Origin of the sequence: Frigoribacterium sp. 9N, assembly GCF_902506305.1 — a bacterium.
In the GTDB taxonomy this organism is placed as follows: domain Bacteria; phylum Actinomycetota; class Actinomycetes; order Actinomycetales; family Microbacteriaceae; genus Frigoribacterium.
This window is the reverse complement of the sequence record NZ_LR733392.1, coordinates 167,524-186,048: the sequence shown is the minus strand read 5'-3', so window position 1 is coordinate 186,048 and position 18,525 is coordinate 167,524. Positions and strand designations below refer to the sequence as shown.

At 70.3% G+C, this 18,525-nt stretch carries 22 protein-coding genes; 11 read left to right on the top strand and 11 right to left on the bottom strand.

The features are described 5' to 3' along the window. Positions 1–28 precede the first annotated feature (28 nt). The gene (locus ARTHRO9V_RS03965; protein WP_159825720.1) at positions 29–1,228 is read right to left on the bottom strand and encodes a GAF domain-containing SpoIIE family protein phosphatase; all 1,200 of its coding nucleotides are present in this window, start codon (positions 1,226–1,228) and stop codon (positions 29–31) included. 166 nt (positions 1,229–1,394) lie between these two features. Between ARTHRO9V_RS03965 and ARTHRO9V_RS03960 the strand changes: the two genes are divergently transcribed. Together ARTHRO9V_RS03960 and ARTHRO9V_RS03955 are read left to right on the top strand one after the other, a co-directional pair. Next, positions 1,395–1,640 (top strand): type II toxin-antitoxin system ParD family antitoxin, encoded by a 246-nt coding sequence (locus tag ARTHRO9V_RS03960; RefSeq protein ID WP_056047170.1) that lies wholly within the window; start codon positions 1,395–1,397, stop codon positions 1,638–1,640. Between the two features lie 11 nt (positions 1,641–1,651). After that, positions 1,652–1,828, top strand: coding sequence for a hypothetical protein (locus tag ARTHRO9V_RS03955; protein WP_236556905.1), 177 nt, complete (start codon positions 1,652–1,654; stop codon positions 1,826–1,828). Positions 1,829–1,884: 56 nt separating this feature from the next. Here ARTHRO9V_RS03955 and ARTHRO9V_RS03950 read toward each other — a convergent pair whose 3' ends face one another. From ARTHRO9V_RS03950 to ARTHRO9V_RS03915, 8 genes are all read right to left on the bottom strand, one after another. Then, positions 1,885–2,493, bottom strand: coding sequence for a hypothetical protein (locus tag ARTHRO9V_RS03950; protein ID WP_159825716.1), 609 nt, complete (start codon positions 2,491–2,493; stop codon positions 1,885–1,887). 77 nt (positions 2,494–2,570) lie between these two features. Beyond that, the gene (locus ARTHRO9V_RS03945) at positions 2,571–2,963 is read right to left on the bottom strand and encodes a hypothetical protein (protein ID WP_159825714.1); all 393 of its coding nucleotides are present in this window, start codon (positions 2,961–2,963) and stop codon (positions 2,571–2,573) included. A gap of 20 nt (positions 2,964–2,983) precedes the next feature. After that, positions 2,984–4,042 (bottom strand): Asp23/Gls24 family envelope stress response protein, encoded by a 1,059-nt coding sequence (locus ARTHRO9V_RS03940; RefSeq protein WP_159825712.1) that lies wholly within the window; start codon positions 4,040–4,042, stop codon positions 2,984–2,986. Positions 4,043–4,139: 97 nt separating this feature from the next. Next, positions 4,140–4,742 (bottom strand): hypothetical protein, encoded by a 603-nt coding sequence (locus tag ARTHRO9V_RS03935; RefSeq protein ID WP_159825710.1) that lies wholly within the window; start codon positions 4,740–4,742, stop codon positions 4,140–4,142. Then, positions 4,739–5,317, bottom strand: a complete 579-nt coding sequence (locus tag ARTHRO9V_RS03930) for a DUF6286 domain-containing protein (RefSeq protein WP_056047190.1) — start codon at positions 5,315–5,317, stop codon at positions 4,739–4,741. The genes ARTHRO9V_RS03935 and ARTHRO9V_RS03930 overlap by 4 nt, the downstream gene beginning before the upstream one ends. After that, positions 5,314–5,667, bottom strand: a complete 354-nt coding sequence (locus ARTHRO9V_RS03925; RefSeq protein ID WP_043597627.1) for a hypothetical protein — start codon at positions 5,665–5,667, stop codon at positions 5,314–5,316. The genes ARTHRO9V_RS03930 and ARTHRO9V_RS03925 overlap by 4 nt, the downstream gene beginning before the upstream one ends. Then, positions 5,664–5,852 carry a DUF2273 domain-containing protein gene (locus ARTHRO9V_RS03920; RefSeq protein WP_043597628.1) on the bottom strand — a complete coding sequence of 63 codons (189 nt, stop codon included), beginning with the start codon at positions 5,850–5,852 and terminating at the stop codon, positions 5,664–5,666. Before ARTHRO9V_RS03920 ends, ARTHRO9V_RS03925 begins: the two co-directional genes overlap by 4 nt. Continuing rightward, on the bottom strand, positions 5,849–6,286 hold the full coding sequence (locus ARTHRO9V_RS03915; protein WP_056047193.1) for an Asp23/Gls24 family envelope stress response protein: 438 nt from the start codon (positions 6,284–6,286) through the stop codon (positions 5,849–5,851). The genes ARTHRO9V_RS03920 and ARTHRO9V_RS03915 overlap by 4 nt, the downstream gene beginning before the upstream one ends. A gap of 191 nt (positions 6,287–6,477) precedes the next feature. Here ARTHRO9V_RS03915 and ARTHRO9V_RS03910 point away from each other — a divergent pair, with 191 nt between their 5' ends. Genes ARTHRO9V_RS03910 through ARTHRO9V_RS03900 form a run of 3 tightly spaced genes read left to right on the top strand, consistent with a single transcriptional unit; the run spans position 6,478 to position 8,047 of the window. Beyond that, positions 6,478–7,113 (top strand): RNA polymerase sigma factor, encoded by a 636-nt coding sequence (locus ARTHRO9V_RS03910; RefSeq protein ID WP_123571924.1) that lies wholly within the window; start codon positions 6,478–6,480, stop codon positions 7,111–7,113. After that, positions 7,110–7,718, top strand: coding sequence for an Asp23/Gls24 family envelope stress response protein (locus ARTHRO9V_RS03905; RefSeq protein ID WP_159825708.1), 609 nt, complete (start codon positions 7,110–7,112; stop codon positions 7,716–7,718). The genes ARTHRO9V_RS03910 and ARTHRO9V_RS03905 overlap by 4 nt, the downstream gene beginning before the upstream one ends. Continuing rightward, positions 7,715–8,047 carry a hypothetical protein gene (locus ARTHRO9V_RS03900; protein ID WP_159825707.1) on the top strand — a complete coding sequence of 111 codons (333 nt, stop codon included), beginning with the start codon at positions 7,715–7,717 and terminating at the stop codon, positions 8,045–8,047. The genes ARTHRO9V_RS03905 and ARTHRO9V_RS03900 overlap by 4 nt, the downstream gene beginning before the upstream one ends. Positions 8,048–8,146: 99 nt before the next feature. On the opposite strand, the gene hxlA is transcribed toward ARTHRO9V_RS03900, so the two are convergent. Continuing rightward, positions 8,147–8,770 carry a 3-hexulose-6-phosphate synthase gene (hxlA, locus tag ARTHRO9V_RS03895; protein WP_159825705.1) on the bottom strand — a complete coding sequence of 208 codons (624 nt, stop codon included), beginning with the start codon at positions 8,768–8,770 and terminating at the stop codon, positions 8,147–8,149. A 176-nt stretch (positions 8,771–8,946) separates the two neighbouring features. Here hxlA and ARTHRO9V_RS03890 point away from each other — a divergent pair, with 176 nt between their 5' ends. The 6 genes from ARTHRO9V_RS03890 (at position 8,947) to ARTHRO9V_RS03865 (ending at position 16,967) form a co-directional block, all read left to right on the top strand. Continuing rightward, the gene (locus ARTHRO9V_RS03890) at positions 8,947–9,798 is read left to right on the top strand and encodes a LuxR C-terminal-related transcriptional regulator (protein ID WP_233568536.1); all 852 of its coding nucleotides are present in this window, start codon (positions 8,947–8,949) and stop codon (positions 9,796–9,798) included. Positions 9,799–10,023: 225 nt separating this feature from the next. Then, a complete protein-coding gene (locus ARTHRO9V_RS03885; protein WP_159825703.1) occupies positions 10,024–11,055 on the top strand; it encodes a LacI family DNA-binding transcriptional regulator in 1,032 nt (343 codons plus the stop codon). Between the two features lie 149 nt (positions 11,056–11,204). Beyond that, positions 11,205–12,698 carry a sugar ABC transporter ATP-binding protein gene (locus tag ARTHRO9V_RS03880; protein ID WP_236556899.1) on the top strand — a complete coding sequence of 498 codons (1,494 nt, stop codon included), beginning with the start codon at positions 11,205–11,207 and terminating at the stop codon, positions 12,696–12,698. Between the two features lie 125 nt (positions 12,699–12,823). Further along, entirely contained in the window at positions 12,824–15,052 is a 2,229-nt protein-coding gene (locus ARTHRO9V_RS03875; RefSeq protein WP_159825701.1) for a family 43 glycosylhydrolase, read from the top strand. Positions 15,053–15,119: 67 nt separating this feature from the next. Then, a complete protein-coding gene (locus ARTHRO9V_RS03870) occupies positions 15,120–15,746 on the top strand; it encodes a hypothetical protein (protein ID WP_056227481.1) in 627 nt (208 codons plus the stop codon). A gap of 261 nt (positions 15,747–16,007) precedes the next feature. Beyond that, positions 16,008–16,967 (top strand): WxL protein peptidoglycan domain-containing protein, encoded by a 960-nt coding sequence (locus tag ARTHRO9V_RS03865; RefSeq protein ID WP_201298911.1) that lies wholly within the window; start codon positions 16,008–16,010, stop codon positions 16,965–16,967. An 89-nt stretch (positions 16,968–17,056) separates the two neighbouring features. Here the strand turns inward: ARTHRO9V_RS03865 and ARTHRO9V_RS03860 are convergent, their stop codons facing one another. Beyond that, on the bottom strand, positions 17,057–18,502 hold the full coding sequence (locus tag ARTHRO9V_RS03860; protein ID WP_201298910.1) for a glycoside hydrolase family 43 protein: 1,446 nt from the start codon (positions 18,500–18,502) through the stop codon (positions 17,057–17,059). Between the last annotated feature and the right edge of the window lie 23 nt (positions 18,503–18,525).

Genomic DNA, 18,525 nt, shown 5'->3' with positions numbered 1-18,525 from the left:
CGCTTGTCGCGGCGACTCAGGGTGTCGGTCACGCGCGACGGTCCATGACGACGACGGTGACGTCGTCGCGTGAGAGGCGTCGCTCGGTCAGGGCCGCCATCGATCCGAGCAGGCCGAGGCCGTCGGCCCCGTCGGCACCGCCGGTGGCGGGCCGTGTCGCGAGCCGCCCGACCTCGAGGGCCCAGTCGAACTCGTCGTCGAGGACGTCGAGGACGCCGTCGCTCATGACGATCAGCTGGTCGCCGACGCCGAGGTGGGTCGTCTCGGTGACGTGCTGTTGCTGTTCGTCGAGCCCGAGCGGCAGCCCCGTGCCCGCCAGGTGCTGCACGCTGCCGTCGGCCCGGACGATGATCGACAGCCCCGCCCCGGCGTCGACGAACGAGAGTTCGTCCGTGTCGAGGTCGAGGACGGCGTGGAAGTACGTGACGAACGTCCCCGTGCGCTGGAGGTCGGTCCGCACGGCTCGTTCGATGCGGTCGACCGCGAGGCCGAGTTCGCGTCCGGCGGCGACGTGCGGTGAGGCCGCACGACAGGCCGCCCGGACGGAGGAACCGATGATGGCCGCGCCGACGCCCTTGCCCATCACGTCGCCGACGGCCACGTGCACGAACCGGCCGATGAGTCCGTAGTCGTAGTAGTCGCCCCCGACGCTCAGCGAGGGCAGGCAGATGCCCTCGACCCGGACGCCCTCGACCTCGAGGGGCTCGGCCGGCAACAGCGCCTGCTGCGTCGAGCGGGCGGCCGAGGCGTCGGCGTCGGCGAGGAGCTCGACCTGGGCCCAGGCGGCCAGGTCGCGGAACTCGGCCATCTCGTCGTCCGAGAGCTGCCGGGGCTCGGCGTCCATCAGGCAGAACGACCCCACGACGTTGCCCGATCCGTCGCGCAGCGGGTGACCGACGTAGAACCGCAGCCCGTTGTCGTTGAAGGCGCCCAGGTGGGCGAACCGCGGGTCGAGGCGGGCGTCGTCGGTGGTGACGATCTCGCCCGTGTCGGTCACGAGGCTGCACGGGGTGTCGGAGCGCCCGGACTCGGGGTCGTCGAAGCCCGCCCGGCCGACGAAGAGCGCGCGCTCGTGGTCCATGACGGTGACCGACGACAGCGGCACCCCGAACACGGCCCGGGCGACGCGGGTCACGCGGTCGAGGCGGGCCTCGTGGCCCGACTCGACGATGCCGAGCGTCTCGACCGCTCGCTGCCGACGTTCTTCGCGGACTTCGTCCCTGATCACACGGCTCCCTCTCGCTGGGCGCGCCTGGTGGGAGCGTGCCGTCTCCGAACCCTGCAACGATGCCACAGAGCCCTCGCCACGTCATGCCCACCATTAGGGGGACACCGAGGAGGCGCGGTGCCGGTCGACGCATGACAAACCTTGCCATCGCGCCTAGGATCGGTCCATGGCCACCATGAACGTCTCGCTGCCCGACGGTCTGAAGCACTTCGTCGAGGCCCAGGTCGACGAGCGCGGTTACGGGACGAGCAGCGAGTTCATCCGCGAGCTGATCCGTCGTGAGCAGGCGCGCGCCCGCCTCCGCGAACTCGTGGTGGACGGCATGGCGTCCGGGGCGGGCTCGGACCTCGACGAGCAGTACCTCGACCGCCTGCGTGACCGCGTGCACCGCGCCGGGGCCGACCGCGCGTGAGCCGCCGCGTCGTGACCTCGCGACGCGCCGACCACGACATCGAGTCGGCCGTCGACCACTACCTCGACGAGGGGGCGCACGCAGCCGCGCTCGACTTCGTCGACGCCATCGACGACGCGGACGCCGTGCGGGTCCACCGGGTGCTGCACACCAGCCGAGACCTCCCGGTCGAGTTCTCCGGAGCCTGACGACCGAGGAGGCGCGGTGCCGGTCGACCGGCACCGCGCCTCCTCGGGGCCTCGCGTCAGTCGAGGAAGTCGAAGACGAGATCGAGCGATCGGGCGGGATCGATCGGAACGGTCGACCCGGCCGGAGCCGCGACGATGACGCTCAGGAGCCCGTGGGGCGTCAGCAGGATCGACCCGCCCCCGACGACCGGTGACCCGTCCTGGGCCGTCGCGACGAAGGCGCGCCCGTCGAAGGCGTCGGCCCGTTCGTCCTCGACCTGCTCGAGGGACAGCCCGTCGACGCCGCCCCCTGCGGGGACCTCCGCGTCCATGCCCGCCTGGTCGAGTTCCTGGACCGTGGCGATGAAGCCGACCCGGGACCCGTCGGCCTCGCTGGTCCACGTGCAGTTCGCCTCGCCGGACCCGATGGTCGAGGTCTCCGCCACGAGGGTCCGCCCCGTGACGAGATCGCCGAGGACGGCCCCCGCCGCCTCGCAGTCGGCGGGCAGGGTGAACTCGCCGGTCGGCTGGTCGGCGGCGTCCGCCGTGGCGGTCGCCTGCCCCGGGGACGACGACCGACCGGCGTCACCGGAGTCGGCGCCGCCTCCGGTGCAGCCCGCGAGCAGGAGGGTCACGGCGACGGCTCCGACGACGGTGGAGAGTGCGGGCGTGGTGGTGGTGCGCATGGTGGTCCCCCGGTGGTGCGCCGGACCCCTTCCGACGACCGCCTCAGCCTAGACGGGTCGGTCCACCTCGGGGTGGGTCAGCTGCCGGGCCAGAAGCGGGTGATCAGGTCCTGGATGAACGGGATTAGGTCCTGCACCTGGTCGACGCCGGCGATCGCGACGGCCACGAGGGGCCACAGCGACACCACGAGCGTCGAGATCACGGCCGCCACCCCGAGCACCCAGGCCAGGGGACCGTTGCGCACCTTCACGATGAGCAGCAGCAAGACCAGGGCCAGGACGTAACCGATGGCGATCGCCGCGACGATCGAGCCGACGGGCACGTCGAGGGCGCCGGCCGTGCCGCCGTCCGCCGCACCGATCAGGGTGAGCACGGGCAGCAGCACGCCGACGACGATCAGCACGCAGAGCACCGCCGAGGTCACCAGGGCCGCCCAGACGGCCCGCGGCCGGGGGCGTCGGGTCGTCATCGTGGCGCGCCGCCCGAACATCACTTCTCCGTCGTGGCGACGTCGTCGCCGTCGACGACGACCTGCGCGTCGCTGTCGGAGTCGACCTCGACCGTGACCCTTCCGCCGTCGACCGTCACGGTGACGTCGGCACCGTCGGCGTCGTGGGCGTCGCCCGAGGAGGCGCGGGTGGCGTCGCCGTCCGAGGCCCGGTTCTCGTCCACCGCGTCGGCCACGCCGTCCACGGCGTCGGCGGCCTTCGCGCGGGCGTCGGCGACGACCTCGGACGTCGTGTCCAGTGCGGCGTCGGTGGCGTCGGCGGTCGTCGAGCGGGCGTCGTCGCCACGGTCCGCCGCGGAGTCGAGGGCGTCGGCAGCAGCGTCCCGCGCCTGGTCGGCCACGTCGCGGGCATCGTCGGCGACGTCGTCCGCCTTGGCGGCCGCCTTCTCGCCGACCTCGCCCGCGGTGGCCTTCGCCTGCTCGGCGACCTCGCCGGCCTTGTCGCCCAGCTCGCGGGCCTTGTCGGACAGGTCGCCCGCGGCCGTCCGAGCCTTGTCGGACAGGTCGCCCGCGGCGGTCGCGGCGCGGTCGCGTGCCTCGCCGGCGGCGGCCTTGGTCTTCTCGCCGGCCTCCTTCGCCCGGTCGCCGGCGTCGGACACGGTCTGCTTCGCCTTGTCCGCGGCGGCGTTCACCTTGTCGGCGGCGTCCTCGTCCGAGTCGAACGGGCCGTGCACGTCCGTGACGGTGACGTTGACCGTGACCTCCTCGCCGTCGAGCTGCCCGACGGCGTGCTTGACCTGCGTGCGGACGGTGTCGGCGAGCGTGGTGACGTTCGTCGGGTACTCGGCGACGACAACGATGTCGACCACGAGTCCCTCGTCGGTGGTGCCGGCGCGGACGCCGGGGACGGAGCCCGTGCCGATCGCCGTGCGCAGGGCGCCGGCGAGCCGCTGGGACGCGGTGCCGAGGGCGTGGACGCCCGAGACGCCGAGGACGGTGACGCCGATCGTGTGCTCGAGGACCTCTTCGGGTGAGGTGGCCCGGGTGGACGCCGCGGCGTCGATGTCGATGGGGGTGACGTGGTGGGTGGACTCGCTCATGAGACCGGCCTTTCATCGTGGAACGTGGGTGGGGCGACGGACGGCCCCCGTCCTCGGGTCGAGGGCGAGGGCCGTCCGTGCGGTGGGTCGAGGGAGGTCAGTCGAGCCGCGTCGCGGACGACATCTGGCTGCGCAGACCGCCGTTGATCTGGATCACGACGGGCGTCTCGGTCCCGAGGACGCCGTCCCAGTGGGCGACGGCCTGGTCGATGCTCCGGCGGATGTCGGTCGGCGAGACGCCGCGACGCGCGTTGGCGGTGACGCGCAGGACCGACTCGCGCTTGACGCGGAAGGCGGTCACGTCCACCGAGACGATGCCCGGGGTGTCGGCCAGCGCCTCCTCGAGGACCTGTTCGGCGACCTTCGCGTCGACGACCAGGCGACCACCGGTGGTCTGGTCGCGACGCGACCCCTCGTCGACGGTGAGCAACGTGCCGGTCTGGCCGTGTCCCTGTCGCAGGGCGAACCAGGCGAGCAGGACGATCAGCACGAGGCTGGCCGCCGCGACCACCCAGAGGATCCACGGTTGGTCGCCGAGGGCGTCGGTCGCGGGGCCCCTCGCATCGGAGGCACCCTGCGAGACGGTCTCTTGGACGTCGGGCAGAAGAGCCCCGACGGCGACGGCTCCGCCGGCGAGCAGCAGCACGAGGCCGATGACGAAGACGACGATGCGGTTCAGAGCGCGATTGGTGCTGTTCATGACCCGACCGTTCCTTTCTCGGACAGCTTGACCTTGTGACGCAGGGCCGGGCTGAAGTCGTAGGCGCCCAGTTCGTCACGGACGGCCTCGTCGATGCTGCGGACGTCGGTCTGACGGCCGGAGGTGCGGGTGACCTCGATCAGGGCGCTGCGCTTGCCCACGCTGACGCTGACCTGCGAGGGGTCCACGTCGCCGGCGTAGCTCGCGGTGCGGGCCAGCGAGCGGGCGATGACCCGGTCGTCGACCACGGCCACGGTGCGCTCGGCCTTCGCGCCACGACGGCCACGACGGCCCGGCGCGAGCGACACGACGATCAGGACGAGCCCGATCAGCGCGACGACGACCGCGACGGCGGTCAGCACGCCGACCGGAGCACTCGCGGCGTCCAGGGTCGAACCGACGAGGTCGGTCGGCGCCAGGAGCAGCGGAGCCGTCCCGACGGCGGCGAGGACCGCCTCGGTGCCGATCCACGCCAGGGCGACGATCAGCAGGACGGCGAGGGTGATGGCGATGCCGGCCCGCGACGAGTGCGTCTCACGGCGCACGATGCGCTTGTAGAGCGATGCGGTGCTCATGCGACGCGCTTCCTCTCTCGGATGTCGGCACCGGTGATCTGCAGGTCGACCTTGTCGATGCTCGACCCGGTCAGCTGCAGCACGCGGTCACGGATGGTGGACTGGGCCGCCGTGAGGCGGTCCAGCAGGGTGCCCGAACGACGTTCGGAGACGCCCAGGGGCGAGACCCGGATGGGGGTCTTGGCGATCACGCTCAGAGCGCCGTCGTGGTCGGCCAGCTCGACCGACACCTTCGACGCGGAGACCTCGAGGGCCTCCGCGGTGACGGCCGAGACGACCCGACGCACGGCACGTGACGTGATCTTGTTCCGGCCGTGGAGGGCCCGGTCGGCCGTCACCGCCGCGGTCACGACGACCGCCGCCCGCGGAGTGCGTCGGCGAGGCCGCGGACGTCGAGCTTGCCCTCGACGACACGGCCGACGCCGAACCCGATCGCCATGGCGATCGCGACGAACACGAAGGCCCAGAAGCCGAAGGCCAGGGCGGTCAGCGCCAGGACGGCGCCGACCAGCATGCCGGTGGTCGTGGCGGTCACTTGACGCGGCTGTCGTCGGCGTCGTCGTCGTTGTCCTCGGAGGGGATGTACACGTCGGAGACGGTGACGTTCACCTCGGTGACCTCCATGCCGACGACCTGCGAGATGGCGTCGGTGACGGACTTGCGCACGTCGTCGGCGACCTTCTGCAGTTCGACGGGGTACTCGGCGACGATGACGATGTCGGCGGCGACCTGCTTCTCGCCGACCTCGACCGAGACGCCCTGGCCGCGGTCCTGCTGGTTGATCACGTTGCGGATCGCGCCGATGGCACGGGCGGCACCGTTGCCCAGGTCGTGGACGCCGCGCACCTCGCGGGCCGCGATGCCGGCGACCTTCGAGACGACGCCCTCGGCGATGGTGTTCTTGCCGGCGGCGTGGGACTGCGTGGTCTTGGCAGCGGCGGTGCTGGTGGAGGGGGTCACGTTGCTCATGGTTGCTCCTTGCTCTGGACCGGTGGGACCGGTCGGTGTCGGGGTGCCCGTGAAGCGGGTCACATCATTCAGACGCATGGGGCACGGCAGGTGTCATGGTGGGTCAGCCAGCTTTCAGGGAACGATTCACCACCACTCACATTTCGGCCATCACGTCCCCCGATCCGGGCACGGGGTGGTAGTCAAGAGGCATGGCGCGGGCCGTCCGGTCCTCGTCGCCGGGGTCCCGCCGCGTCCCGTCCCGCCCCGTCCGATCGCAGGAGGTCGTCATCACCACCGACGACCCCCTCCTCGACGCTGCGGACGCGACGCTGGCCGTACGGGCCCGCGACGGCGACGTCCACGCCTACGAGGTCATCGCGCGCCGACACGGACCGCTGATGCGCGTGTACGCCGCGCGCCTCCTGGGCTCCGACCTCGAGTCGGACGACGTCGTGCAGGACGCCTTCATGACGGCCTGGCGACGCCTGGCCGACCTCGACGACCCGTCGCGGGTGCGCAACTGGCTGATGCGCATCGTCAGCAACAAGGCGGTCGACCGTCTGCGCGTGCGACGCGACCACGACGACGTCGACCGGCTCGAGGTGTCGGCCCCGCGCCACGAGACGCCCGAACGCGTGGTCGAGGCCCGGTTGCAGCTCGACGCCATGTGGTCGGCCCTCGACAAGCTCCCCCTCGACCAGCGACGGTGTTGGCTGTTGCGTGAGACCGCCGACTACTCGTACGCGGACATCGCCGAGGCCCTCGACCTGCCCGTCTCGACGGTCCGGGGCAAGATCGCGCGGGCCCGGGTGTTCCTCATGACCGAGATGGAGGCGTGGCGATGACGACCGACGACCGCTCCCCCCTCGACGTGCCCGAGGACGACGACACGGTGGACGGCATCCCCGCCGACCGCCTCGCGGACTACCTCGACGCCGGACGCACGCCCCGCGACCCGGCCATCGAGGGCTCGGCGGCCTGCCGCCTGTACCTGCAGTCGTTGGCCCGGGTGCACGACCTGTCCCGCGCCTCCCTCGAGCACGAGGCCCGCCGCGAGCCCGACCGGGACGGCGCCTGGATCGACGGCCTCCTCGACTCGATCCGTCGAGAGGTCGTCGGCGGCCGGGTGATCCCGATCGGCCACCCCGATCCCGCGGTCCGGTTGAGCGTCACCGAGGCCGCGGCGCGCGGGCTGGTGCGACGGGCGGGCGACGAGCAGTCCGGCGTCGTGCTCGGGTCGACGACCTTCGACGGCGACCTGACGACGGCGGGGGCCGACGTGGTCGTGCGGGTGACCGCGGCGGCCCGGTACGGACTCGACCTCGGCGCCGTCGCGGACGAGCTGCGCACCCGCATCACCGAGACGCTGACGCGGCACACCGGGCTGACCGTCGTCCGGGTCGACGTGCTCGTCGACGACGTCTTCGTGGCGAGAGAGGACGACCGATGAGCGACGACCTGCTCTCCCGTGACCTGACCGAGGTGCTGCGCGGCGTCGAGGGCGTGGTCGACGTGTTCGACGCGCACCCCGTCGTCGAGGGGGCGGTGCGGGCCGTCGCGGCCGGCCTCGACCTCGCGGGCTCGACCGGCCTCGTCGAGATCTCGCGGACGGCCGGTTCGGTGTCCGTCACCGCCCACGTGGCGACCGGACTCGACGTCCCGACGCCCGAGACGCTGGCCCGGGCGGCCGACGCGCTGCGGGGACGCCTGGCCGCCTCCGGCGTGACGGGCGACGTCGTGGTGTCGGTCTCGGCCCGTCTGGTCGACGCATCCCGCTGACCGCGGGACGACGAGGAGGCGCGGTGCCGGTCCGACCGACACCGCGCCTCCTGCGCGTCAGCGCTCTCTCGTGAGCCGCTGCGGGTGGTGCTGGTGCTGCTACTTGATGGCGGCGCGGATCTCGGCGGCGGCACCGGCGACGTCGTCGGCCGAGTAGATCGCGGCACCGGCGACGGCGACGACTGCTCCGGCGTCCTGGACCGAGCCGACCGTGGCGGCCTTGACGCCACCGGCGACCGAGAACGGCACGCCCGAGGCCTTGCCGGCCTCGAGCAGCTTCTCGAAGGTGAAGCCTTCTTCGGCCTGCTCGTCGAGCCCGGCGTGCATCTCGACGAACTCGGCGCCGAGCGCGACGACCTCCTTGGCACGGGCGGCCTTGTCGCCGACGCCGATGAGGTCGACGACGATGCCCTTGCCGTGGGCCTTGGCCGCCTTGACGGCACCAGCGATGGTGCTGTCACCGGCGACGCCGAGCACGGTCACCAGGTCGGCGCCGGCCTTGAACGCCTCGCCCGCCTCGAGCTCGCCCGCATCCATCGTCTTGAGGTCGGCGAAGACGATCTTGTCGGGGTGCGCCTCTTTGATCGCGGTGATGGCGCGGAAGCCCTCGGCCTTGATCAGTGGAGTGCCGAGCTCGATGATGTCGACGCTCGGCGCGGCGGCGGCGGCCAGCTCGAGGGCGGCGTCGGTGGTCAGGGTGTCCATGGCGAACTGCAGCTTCATGTGGTGCTCCTCGTGGGGGCGACGGGGCCCGATCGGGCCTCTGGTACGTCGTCGATCCCGTCGCCTTCGATCCTGGTCCGACGATGCTGTGAGAGCAGCCCCTCGACGGGGGCGTCCCACCCATCCGTTCGGGTAGGGAGGGTGGCGTCGGGTAGGCGGACGCCTAGGGTGGGCGCATGAGCCACACCGTGCACGACGTCCCCGGTCGGGCCGGTTCCGACACCCTGGCCCGGACCCTGGCGTCCGAGCACGCGCGGGCGACCGCCGACCTGGTCGACCGGCATGCGATGACGCTCGAGTCCGTGCTGGCCGCCCTGCGCTCACGACGCCTCGACGACCGGGCGGCACGGGCCGAGGCCATCGACGTCGCGGCGGGGGCCCTGGTCGCCCTCCGGACGGGGTCCGACCGCGACCGCGGGACCACCCTCGAACCGGTCGTCGGGGCCTTCGCGCGCCTCCGGTCCGACCTGCGGCCGCTCGTGCGCTTCGGCGACCTGGACGTCCAGTTCGTCGAGCCTCCGGCGACGGGTCGGGCCCTGCCGGGCGACGTCGCGCACGTGGCCCGGGCCGTCGTCCGGAACGCCGTGCTCACCTTCGTCGACGCGGGTGACGCACGTCGGGTGCGCATCCAGTGGGACTGCGACGGCCTGAACCTGCTGATCGCGATCCGTGACGACGGCGCGGGCGAGTTGACGGCACACGACGACGCGCTGCGGCCGATCACCGAGCAGGTCTCGGGGGTCGGGGGCGAGCTGACGGTGGCGTCGACCGTGGGGTGGGGCTCGGAGTTGACGGTGCGCCTTCCGCTCGACCCGCCGCCGTCGAACGAGCCGCGGGAGCTGGTCGCGGCCCTGAGCGAGCGGGAACGCGAGGTGCTGCACCGGGTCGCGGCCGGCGACCGGAACCGCGACATCGCGGCGGTGCTCGGCATCAGCGACAACACGGTGAAGTTCCACGTGTCGAACCTGTTGCGCAAGCTCGGGGCTCGCAGCCGCACCGAGCTCGCCGCCCTCGCCTCGTCCCCCTGACCCGGAGGCCGCACTCTGCCCACTCGGCCCACTCGACTGCCGGGTGCGGACGGCTGCGGCACCACGCGCCACGCCTCGCCGGGCGGCAGGCCTGAACGCGTGACGTGCTCATCTCGCCGACGGCGCGAAGAGCGGGTCGCGACGTCGAGCCCTCCTCGGCTGCGTCACTAAGCTGGAGTTGAGCGATCGGCGTTTTTGCCACCGGCTCAGGGGCCCGGGACACACATGCCCGTGATCGGGGAGGAGGTCGTCGTGGTGACCGGTCGGCCAGGCCTCAAACAAGTCGCCGCGGTGGCAGGCGTCTCCCACATGACCGTCTCGCGCGTCCTGAGCGGCCATCCCAACATCAGGGACTCCACTCGCGAGAAGGTGCTCAAGGCAGTCGACGAGCTGAACTACCGACCCAACGTCGCGGCTCGATCGCTCGTCACGCAGCGCACGGAGCGCATCGGCGTACTGGTCGAGAGCGGAACCGCGTTCGGTCCTTCGAGCACCCTGCGGGCCATCGAGCGGGCCGCGCGGTCGAGGGGCTATTCGGTGACGTCCGTCGCACTGCGAGACGAACAGGACATGACTCCGGTCGACGCCATCGAGCACTTGACGGGGCTGGGCATCGACGCCCTGTGCATCATCGCGCCGCGCTCCTCGTCCGTGGCGACCCTCCGCACCATCGAGATCGGGGTCCCGACACTGGTAGTGAAGTCCGAGGATGACCCGACCTTCCTCACGGTCTCGGTCGATCAACAAGCGGGCACGGCGGAGGCGGTCGACCACCTCGCTTCGCTGGGGCATCGTGACGTCCTGCACCTCTCGGGCCCTCTGGACTGGCTCGACGCTCGATCTCGTGAACGTGCTTTCCACGTGCGCGCCAAGTCCTGGGGGATGCGAGAACGCCCCATCGTGGTCGGTGACTGGACGCCCGACTCCGGCTACGAGTTCGCCGCGAGCCTGACCTCGGTCCCGGAGTTCACCGCGATGGTCGTCGCCAACGACGACATGGCCCTCGGCGTGATCCACGGTCTCGCCGAACGGGGGATCCGTGTTCCGCGAGACGTCAGCGTCATCGGCTTCGACGATCTGCCGAGCGCTCGCCACATGCTGCCTCCGCTGACGACGGTGCGGCAGGATTTCGACAAGCTGGGGACGACGGTCGCAGACGTGATCCACGCCCACATGCACGGCCAGGAGATCCCCCGGCGCACACGCATCGCGACCGAGCTGGTGGTTCGCGAGTCCACTGCACCGCCCCGCGCCTGATCGCCGTTGGGTGATCCGTAGTCAGCTGTCGCGTATCATCGGCGACACCTCGGCACGGCGGCCCCGATGCCGTGCCGCACACGATCCGAGGACGGCACGTGGATCTGCAGTCGATGGCGACTCCTGGTTCTCCCCACCGGACGGTGGAGATGGTCGGGATCGACGTCGTCTTCACCTCGGGCCCGGCTCTCACCGGCGCACGTCTGTGCCTGGCCCCGGGAGAGATCCACGGGCTGATGGGGCAGAACGGCGCGGGCAAGTCGACGCTGATCAAGACCCTCACGGGCATTCATCGTCCCGACGCCGGAATGGTCAAGGTGGACGGCGTCGAGCGCCGCTTCTCGGGGCCGACGGACGCACGATCGGCCGGCATCTCGGCAGTGTTCCAGGATGAGTGGCTCACGGACAACCTGAGCATCGGCGAGAACATGATGCTCGGGCACGAGGTCCGTGGCCGCTTCGGCATCTCCTGGTCGCGTACCCACCAGCGAGCAGCCGAGATGCTGAGAGAGCTCGGACTGGGAGACCTCGATCCGCGAGCATCCGTGCGCTCGCTGTCGCCGGCTCTCCGCCAGCTCGTCGCCATCGGTCGGGCGATGATCGACCGCCCTCGCGTCCTCGTGCTCGACGAACCGACCTCGAGTCTCGACCTCGACGACGTCGTCCGGCTCTTCGCAGTCCTGAAACGCCTGCGCGACAGCGGTGTGGCGATACTGTTCGTCTCGCACTTCCTGGAACAGGTCTTGGCCCTGAGCGACCGGATTACCGTGCTGCGCGACGGCAGCACGGTCGGCGAATACCCGGCGCACTCCATGGACCGGGCCGAGCTGATCGCCTCGATGCTCGGCGAAGACATCGAGGCGCTACGGCGGATCGGCGCGGACCGCCGCCAGCATCGCCGGCAGCCCGTCGGCCCGCCGATGTACCAGGCTCTCGGCCTCGGCCGTCGAGGAGCGGTCGCACCGACCGACTTGGAGCTGCATCGTGGCGAGATCGTCGGCTTCGCCGGGCTGCGAGGCTCCGGTCGCACCGAGATGGCCTCCCTGCTCAGCGGCGCTGATCGCTTCGATCGCGGACGCGTCCTGATCGACGGTGAGCCCACGCATGTTCCCGATCCCCGCTCGGGCATGCGGAATCGGATAGCGCACGCGAGCGAGAACCGCCACGAGGACGGAATCATCAGCGAGCTGTCGGTCCGCGAGAACATCGTGCTCGGCATCCAGGCGCTTCGTGGTTGGTCTCGACCCCTCTCGACCGCCGAGACCGACAGCCTCGTCCGTGCCTACGTCGACTCGCTCGACATCTCGCCGGCGGATCCCGGCCTCCTGGCCAAGTACCTCTCCGGCGGCAACCAGCAGAAGGTCGTGCTGGCACGGTGCCTGGCGACCAAGCCTCGACTCCTCGTGCTCGACGAGCCGACCAAGGGGATCGACGTGGCCTCGAAGGTCGACATCCAAGCCCACGTCGTGAGGCTCGCGGAGGACGGGGTCGCCATCGTGTACATCTCGTCCGACCTCGACGAAGTCGTCCGCCTCAGCGATCGGATCGTCGTGTTCAAGGACCGCGAGAAGATCGGCGAGGTCAGCAACGGCCCGTGGCTCACGGTCGACACGATCGTCGAGATGATCGCCGCCGACTCCTGAAGGAAAGCGACCGGCAGACCGCGTGGGCAAGATCGCTCGCGTTGACCCTCGTTTGGGTGTTACCGTGAACATCACTGACAGCCCTAGCCCTCCTCAGCAAAGACGCCGAACCAGGAGCACGTGTGATGAAGCCCTTCTTCCGACCGCTCGCCCTCGTGACAGCCGTGGCCCTCACGGCCCCTCTGGCGTTGGTGATGTCGTCAGCATCCGCCACCGCAGCGCAGTCCGACGCCTCGGCAGACGCGGTCGGCGGGTCAGACGAGATCCTCCGCTACACCTTCGACTCCGATGCCGGGACATCCGTCCTCGACAGTTCGGGAAACGGTCGGAACGGGGAGCTCGTCGCCGGCGGTACGTGGAACGACGGTGCTCTGCAGCTCGACGGCGACGACGACTTCGTCAGGCTCCCGGACGACCTGCTCGCCGATGTCACCGACATCACCGTCGAGGCCGACGTCTGGATCGATCCCGCCCAGGCTTCCCCCTACTTCCTCTACGGGCTGGGCAACACGACGGCCGGAGCAGGCGACGGCTACCTCTTCACCTCCGGAGACGACTACCGCACCAGCCTGACCACCGGCAACTGGACCACAGAGCAGACGGTGTCGCAGAGTGCAGCAGTGCCGCGCGGCACCTGGGCGCACCTGGCGTACACGCTCGCCGGAACGACCGCCACCCTCTACCTCGACGGGGTGAAGGTTGGCAGCTCGACCGTGACCATCGATCCGAAGGACATCGGAGCCGGCAGGACGACGGCCAACTACATCGGCCGTTCGAACTACGACGCCGACAATCGCTTCCGAGGCCAGATCCGGGAATTCGCGATCTACGACCGAGCTCTGAGCCCGGCCGAGGTGCTCTCCGCCTCCGGGAACACGACGACCCTGTCCGACGTGACGATCGGCGGAGACGTCCTCAAGACCGCGCCGATCATCGACTCGGTCGATCGGGTCGTCACCTTCCCGGTGAAGCCGGGTGTTGCGCTGACCTCCCTCGCTCCCACCTACACGACTGCAGCCGGCGTCGTCGCCAGCCCCGCCTCCGGGACCGTGCGCGATCTGTCCTCGCCTCAGCGGGTGGTGCTGACGCCGCTCGACGGCGGCTCGCCGACCACCTGGACGCTGAAGGCGATCTCGATGGGGAGCCCCGCCATCCCCGGCCTCTACGCCGACCCCAACATCGCGGTCTTCGGAGACACTTACTACGTCTACGCCACGACCGACGGCGTCCCCGGCTGGGGCGGCAACCAGTTCTGGGTCTGGTCGTCGAAGGACCTCGTGGACTGGACCCGCTCGGACCAACCGATCCTGACCCTCGACGGTGCGAACGGGAACGTCCCCTGGGCGGTCGGCAACGCCTGGGCACCGACGATCTCGGAGAAGGACGGCAAGTACTACTTCTACTTCTCCGGCCACAACGCCGCGCTGGACCGCAAGACGATCGGAGTCGCCGTCGCCGACAGCCCGACAGGCCCCTTCGCCGCACAGCCGACGGCCATGATCACGAACGGCGAGGCCGTCAACTCCGGGCAGGCCATCGATCCAGCCGCGTTCACCGACCCGGCGACGGGCAAGAGCTACCTCTTCTGGGGCAACGGAGTTCCCGTCTACGCCGAGCTCGCCGACGACATGATCTCGGTCAAGGCAGACACCATCAAGCGGATCGACGGCCTGACCGACTTCCGTGAGGGCGCCTTCGTCAACGTGCGCAACGGGCTCTACCACCTGACGTATTCGATAGACGACACGGGGTCCGAGAACTACAAGGTCGGGTACGCCACCGCGACGAGCATCGACGGACCCTGGACCTACCGCGGTGTGGTCCTCGAGAAGGACCCTGCCCTGGGCATCCTCGCCACGGGCCACGACTCGATCGTCAACGTGCCGGGCACCGACGACTGGTACATCGCCTACCATCGCTTCGCCTTCTCCGGCGGCGACGGCACTCACCGTGAGACGACCATCGACCGGGTCACGTTCTCTCCGACGACCGGCCTCATGGAGAAGGTGCGACCGACGCTCGAGGGCGCCAGCGCTCAGGAGGTCGTCGACGTGGCCGTGCCCGCGGTCACCGTCACCGCCTCGAGCAGGACTCGCTGCGTGCAGGGCAAGGTCGTCCTCTCGGTGGCCGTCACCAACCCGAACGCCTTCGCGATCAAGGTCGTCATCACCTCGGCCTACGGCGTCAAGACCATCGACGAGATCGGCGCCGGGAAGAGCGCCACACATGCGTTCACCACCCGCGACGCGAGCGTCGCCAGCGGACAGGTGAGCGTGTCCGCCACGGCATTCGTCGCCGGCAAGCCCGCAACGACGAGCGCTGTCGCCCCCTATCCCGCTGCTAGCTGCCGCTGACCCCCGTCCCACCCTCAACACCCCACCGCGTCGGCGATGCTGCCCACGCAGAACGGAGACACCCGAGATGAACACCCGCTCCCTCCTCGCCCGCGGAGCCGCAGGCCTGACCGGAGGCCTGCTCCTCCTCGGCGTCGCCAGCACGGCGGCCGCCGCAGAACCTGAGATCGGCACCGACGACGTCGACGTCACCGTCGACATCGCACCCCTCAGCGGAGGAGGCGCTCTCGCCATGTCCGTGGCCGGCACCTCGTCCGCACTGGCCGAGAACGGCTCGACCGGCGTGATCCGCCAGTTCACCGGGACCCTGCCCACCGTCACCGTGACCGACACCCGCGATCCCGCCGACATCCCCGCGGACGCCGGCTGGTACGTCCTGGGGACCGCGACCGACTTCGTCTCCTCGGACGGCCTGAGCACGATCGGCGCGGAGAACCTCGGCTGGGCTCCGAACCTCATCGACGGAGGCGACAGCGGCCTCGTCGCTGAGGGCGACGTCGTCGACACCGCGATCGATGGTGGTCCCGACGGCGTGGGCCTCGTCGACCAGGAGCTCCTGGCGATCACGGACAACTCCGCCGGCATCGCGGGCGAGGGGTCGTGGACCGCGGACGCGGCGCTGACCCTGAAGACGCCGACCACCGTCGACGCCGGCGACTACAGCTCCACGATCACGCTCTCCCTGTTCGAGTAACTTCCGCGAGGCACACCCCTCATCCCTCGACAGCCGTGAGCGGCCGGGCACCTCGTGCCCGGCCGCTCCGTGCGTCCTGCTCAAGATCCAGAGGTTTCCATGACCGGTCCACGCCCATCCTCTTCCGGCGGGCGCCTTCCGGCGACGCGCCTCCACACGCTCTCCCGGTTCGTCCTCGTCGGGCTCGTCACCGGGGGGTTCGTCGCGGCGGCCGCTCCGGCCGCGTCAGCCGCGTCAGCCCCCCAGGGAGTGACGTGGGCAGTGAGCCCCGCGACCGACGGCGCTCCGGACGAGCGATCCTGGGTCGAACTCGACCTCGGCCCCGGTGCCACCGCCTCCGACGAAGCTGCCGTGCGCAATTTCAGCGACGAGACCGTGACGTTCCGCATCGACGCGGCGGACGGCTACTTCACGGACGAGGGCCACTTCTCCATGCTCCCCTCGGACAGGCCGTCGACGGACGCCGGCACGTGGATCTCCGCTCCCGAGACGGTCACCGTCGAGCCCGGAGCAACGGGCATCGTCCCGTTCACGGTCTCGGTGCCCTCGAATGCCGAGCCCGGAGACCACGCGGCCGGCATAGCAGCGTCCCTGGTGTCGGTCGGCTCCGGCGCCGGTGGCGCGTCCGTCGGGGTCGAGAGCCGCATCGGCTTCCGCGTGATGACCAGGGTGACCGGCGACGTCGTCCCGGGTGTCGCCGTCGACGGCATGCGGGTCGACTACCAGATGTCGTGGAACCCCTTCGCCGCCGGGTCGCTGACCGTCGAGGCCGACATCGTCAACACCGGCAACGTCCGCCTCGTCCTCGACGGGACAGTCCGCGCACAGGGATCGTCCGCGCCGATCGTTGCCGAGGACGCCGCACGACAGGAACTGCTGCCGGGCGACCGCAGGGCGGTGTCGATCCCGCTCAGGGGCGTCTGGCCCCTCGTCGTCGCGAGCGCCGAGCTGGAGGTCGCCCCCACGGTCGTCGCACCGGACGGAGGGGCGGCCGTCGATCTGGAGCCGGTCACCGCCACGGCGACGGCCGCCGCAGTTCCGTGGTCGCAACTGCTCGTGGTGCTCGGAACGGCACTCGTTCTCTCGGCGCTCCTCGCGGGCCGGTCACGCTCGCGCAGCCGTGTCGCCGCGCTCGTGCGGCAGGCCAAGGAGGAAGGCCTTCGGGAGGGTGCCGCCGGCGGGGGCACGGATGGCGGGAGCGCGAACGCGAACGATCGCTGAGCAGCTCGCCGAGTGCATGAGCGCGAACGACGAGAGCCGCCCCTTCGGGGCGGCTCTCGCGTATCTCGTGGAGCTCAGTGTCCTGGGGCTCAGGGAACGAGCCGGAAGGTGGCGTCTCCGTACTCGGCACTGGACACCGGGTCGATCCTCAAGGAGAAGTCCCTGTGTCGCAGGTACCTGGTGGGGTAGTTGTAGCTCTGGAACGAGGACCAAGACGAGTCCGAGAGGCCGGCGACCTTCCTGAACGTCGCGTCAGCGGCGAAGCCGGCGCTGCCGTCGTTGGCGTTCAGGACGACAGAGAAGTTCGAGTGCCTGAGGTACTGGCCGGGGAAGTTGACCGACTCGAAGGAGACGGCGTTCGCGTCGGCCAGACCGGGGACGATCTTCCACTGCGAGTCCTGCTGGAGGTCGAAGGGGAAGGCATCGATGCGTGCTGCCCCGCCTTGGTGGCGTACGTAACGGTCAGGGAAGTTGGACGACTTGAGTCGCGTCGAGCTGCTCAGGCCGTACTTGCCGGTCAATCCGGTGTACTCGGAGGACGTGATGGGCTGGATGCTGTTGTGCTTGGACCCGATCGGGGCCGTGAAGTTCCGCTGGCTGAGCGGCGTCCACGATCCAGTCGTGACGCTTCCCTGCCAAACGTTGAACTTGTTGTTCGGGCAGTAGTTGTCGCCCCAGAGCCACCACGAGTTGGGGTCTGACAGAGATCGCACGACGGTGGGTGCCTCGACGCAGCCACCCTGGTACAGGCCGGTCGTGTAAGGGGTGAACGAGCCCGGCGTGAGGGACGACGAGCGGGCGCCCATGAGGCCCGTCTGGTTCGGGGCAGGGGAACGGTAGTAGAGGTAGTTCACCCCGTTGATGTCGGTCTGCACGTCGGAGTCGATGACACCGCCCTGGCCGTTGTTGTCGAAGAACGTCACGGGTGCCGTGGTCGTCACGAAATCAGACGTGTAGACGACGAGGATCGTGCCGAACGGGCCACCCGTAGGACTCGCGCTGAAGGTGATGCCGTACTTGGCACGCGTCGGGTCCCAGAAGATCGCGGGTGCCCAGGTGAACGAGTTGGGGTTCGCGCTGTTGATGTTGAGCAGCCGGTCGCTCGACCAGTTGACCAGGTCAGGCGAGGTCCAGATGTGGATGGAGGGGTTGGCTGCCCCGAAGTTCTCGTTCTTGAGGTCCGTCGCCGTCATCACCCAGCTGCCGTCCTGCAGCCGGAAGAGGAACGGGTCGCGGATGCCCTTCGTCCCGAGCGTCGGGACGAGGATCGGGGCGTTGTCGTTGAGGGCCGTCCACTCCAGCGCGTCCTTGCTCACGGCGAGGTGGACGTTGTTGGAGTTGCCGGACCCGTTGGGGCTCTCCTTGAAGTACGCCATGACGTAGGCGCTGTTGGCCGTCGCTGCTTCTGCGGGGGCTGACGGTGGCAACGCCACGACAAAGGCACCGATCATGGCGACCGTCGCGGCGATGGTCGCCAGACGGCGCCGCCACGAGCTGCGGCCGGGGCCGGCTAGGGAGTTCGATCTTGTTGACATGGTTCGCTTTCTAGGGTGGGTCA